The organism is Moorena sp. SIO3I6, from assembly GCF_010672095.1.
This window is the reverse complement of record NZ_JAAHHU010000531.1, coordinates 1-2,928: the sequence shown is the minus strand read 5'-3', so window position 1 is coordinate 2,928 and position 2,928 is coordinate 1. Positions and strand designations below refer to the sequence as shown.

Below are 2,928 nucleotides of genomic sequence, written 5' to 3'. Positions count from 1 at the left end.
ACGAAGGGGGTACAAATTACTGCCTCTGGCTGACAATAGGGTCGATTAGTAACTAGCAGTTGAGTCCAATGGGGAATTAGTGATTTTAATCCTTGCCACAGTTGAAGTAAGATCGAGGCTATATCTGGATTGGTATTGATTTTGGGGAAAACCACTAGCTCATACAGTAGCGCTTGGATCTTAGAGCTAATCTGGCTTTGGTCTAGCTGACTTGCTGTGGCAGAAAATAAGGCTTGAAATCGGGAATCTTGCTTTAGTGTGTCAGTACACTGTTGACATAGCTGATGGAATACTGTCCCAATACCTGGTGAGTTGGATGGTGGTATAAATAGGGTTTTTCCACCAAAGCGCTGACTCAAATAAAATAAGCGAGGACATTCAATGGCTACCCTAACTTGGGTAACACTGAAGCCAGGGGATTCTGATTGTTGCGTCCGTGATTTTTTGGTGACCATCTGCTCTGGATTCGAGCTATTTTTGGCAATTTCTAGTAAGCGGCTATGGACATGGGCTAGATACACTGTATCGAGTTTTGCATACTTTAGCTGTTTTTGGGTTAGCGGACGTTTTCCCCAATCACTACTTTGTTCCTCTGTATCGACATTAGCGAAATTGCACAGCTCTCGCGCTAGGGTTTTTAGTTTATTATTGGATACCTGTAATGGATTAGACAGTTTCTTATTCGTCAGCGTTCTAGCTATTTTATAGGTACAGGTGACATTCTTAGCTTGGTCTTTACCCCCTAGATAGCGTAAATCAAAACTAGCGTTGTGAAAGACTTTTTCAATGTTAGGATTAACCATAATATGGTTAACAAAGTATTGCACTACTTCCGGTTTGTCTAATACATCTAAGATGTAAGCTTTGTCACCATTTCTATCTGTTGGATCAGCCAATACCTGAATCAGAGATAATCTAGGATTAGGGGTATTCCAGTCAGCTATTTCCGTATCTAACCAGAGGATTTTTTCTGCTGATAAATTAAGGATTAACTCTCGGAGCTGGGCTAGTTGAGTCAGGTACATTGGTGCTTGTTATCCGAATTTTTGTTATGGTAAAATAATGGTTAGCTGTCAGCCGTCAGCCGTCAGCCGTCAGCCTTTGGCACCTCAAGTAGTGTGGCACAGGCTTCTAGCCTGTGATAGCACCTCAAGTAGCGTGGCACAGGCTTCTAGCCTGTGATAGCACCTCAAGTAGCGTGCGCGTAGCGCTTAAGCTGATTACTGATTACTGATTACTGATTACTGATTACTGATTGCTGATAGCTGATTGCTGATAGCTGATAGCTTACGGTACCAAATATACTGATTGTGTTTCTGGGGAACCATCCACAGGGATAAGTTTTAGTTCATTTTCCTGACAAAGTTCCTTAATCCGTTGTTGAATTTCTATTTCTTTGAGCCGATTAAATTGACGGTGAGTAGTTTTAATTAAAACCTTAAGACCAATTACTTGGTCTTGTTTGAGGACATTTAACACAAATTCCTTAACTGGATTAAGGGGTACTTTATTATCTACTATAGAAATAATATTCAAATCCTTTAGTAAAGGACAATCCTGCAAAATTACTGATTCTCGGATTAGACTCTTTAACTCTGTTAGTGTTATTGTTTTATTAGCAATAACTAACTCTTGGGAACAAGCATCATTAACTAAGCTATGATAAGTAGCTAAGTAATGGACAGAGGAGAGATCGTCTAATTTGATGTGAATATGCCTAGAAGCATTGAATAGTTGGCTGTAGAGTTTGTACCCTTTAGTATCACGTTTTAGGCTAATTTTTGTATGGCGAATCAGGTATAAGGTTTGGCAGTGATTGCCTTGAATAGCCTTATCACAAGCCTTCATCATATAAAATAAGCTACCACCATTACTAGTTTCTCCCCAGACTACTGCGATCCGTCCTTGAGGTGATGGCAACTGGTAACTTAGGGAATAACTGGCAAAGGTTTTGCTACTGGACAAAAATTTTGGTTTAATACCCCTAACCTCCAGAGCTTCTAATGCCTCTCGTAACATCCCAATCAATTCCGATTCACCAATATCTTGGATGCGGGTAATTTGCTGCTCAGTCTTTTGAAATTCCTTCTGCCACTTTAATTTAAATGAGGCTAGGCGTTTGTCTTCTATTGGTATTGATTCGCCAGCAGTATCCTTTTTAGTAGTTGACTCAGTTTTTGATGGCTCTGAAATGCTAACTCTCTCGATATCCTCACTAGTTAAGTCAATCGTTGATGGCTCTGAAATCTTAACTCCCTCGGTATCCTCACTAATTAAGTCAATCCTTGATAACTCTGAGTTAACTACCTGAGTTTTATACCTTTGAATTAGCTTATTTCCCAGGCTTAAGGTCTGGCGGGGAGTGGTTTTGCCACCAGGAAATTCTTGTTCTAAGTCTTGCCGAGTTAAAGGGTAAATCGGTGAGGTGGATTTTGGTTCAGCTTGCTGATGTAACTGATAGAGTATGCTTGCCCAGAGGGATTCCGCTTGCTCTAGGGTAATGTTTTTGAGCAGAATTTTAGGACTAAGTCTAGCGAGATCAGCCCCTTGAAGTTTTTTTAAATTCCTTCTCCAGGTATTAGTGACTATGCTAATAATAATCAACAAGTTATTGGGAAAGCGAGTATTAAGGGTAGAGTTGACATTAAACAGCGCTTGTAGATCCAGAGAACCATCGGGCAAACGAGGAATATTATCCAATTGGTCAAAACACAGCACAATCGGCTTGGTGGATGACGAAATTCTCCCGAAGTTGATTAAGATATTCTGAGCATCGTCTTCGTTATCTATAGACCCTCTGACCCCAAGGGTTTTCAGGTCTTCTTCATCTAAATCTTCTCCCCTTAACCATTGATAAGCCAGGTGATGCCGTTCTGGATTAGTAAGGTCATAGAGGACTCCAAAAAACTCTTTATTGCGATGAATTCC

Annotated in this window: 2 protein-coding genes; both read right to left on the bottom strand. The window is 40.4% G+C overall.

Annotated features, from left to right (window positions below; translation table 11 throughout):
- Positions 1–1,025, bottom strand: a 1,025-nt coding sequence (locus F6K49_RS39020; protein ID WP_293105896.1) for a PD-(D/E)XK nuclease family protein, incomplete at its 3' end; no start/stop codon positions are given.
- Positions 1,026–1,287: 262 nt separating this feature from the next.
- Positions 1,288–2,928: ATP-binding protein (locus tag F6K49_RS39015; protein ID WP_293105894.1), on the bottom strand; the 1,641-nt coding region annotated here is incomplete at its 5' end.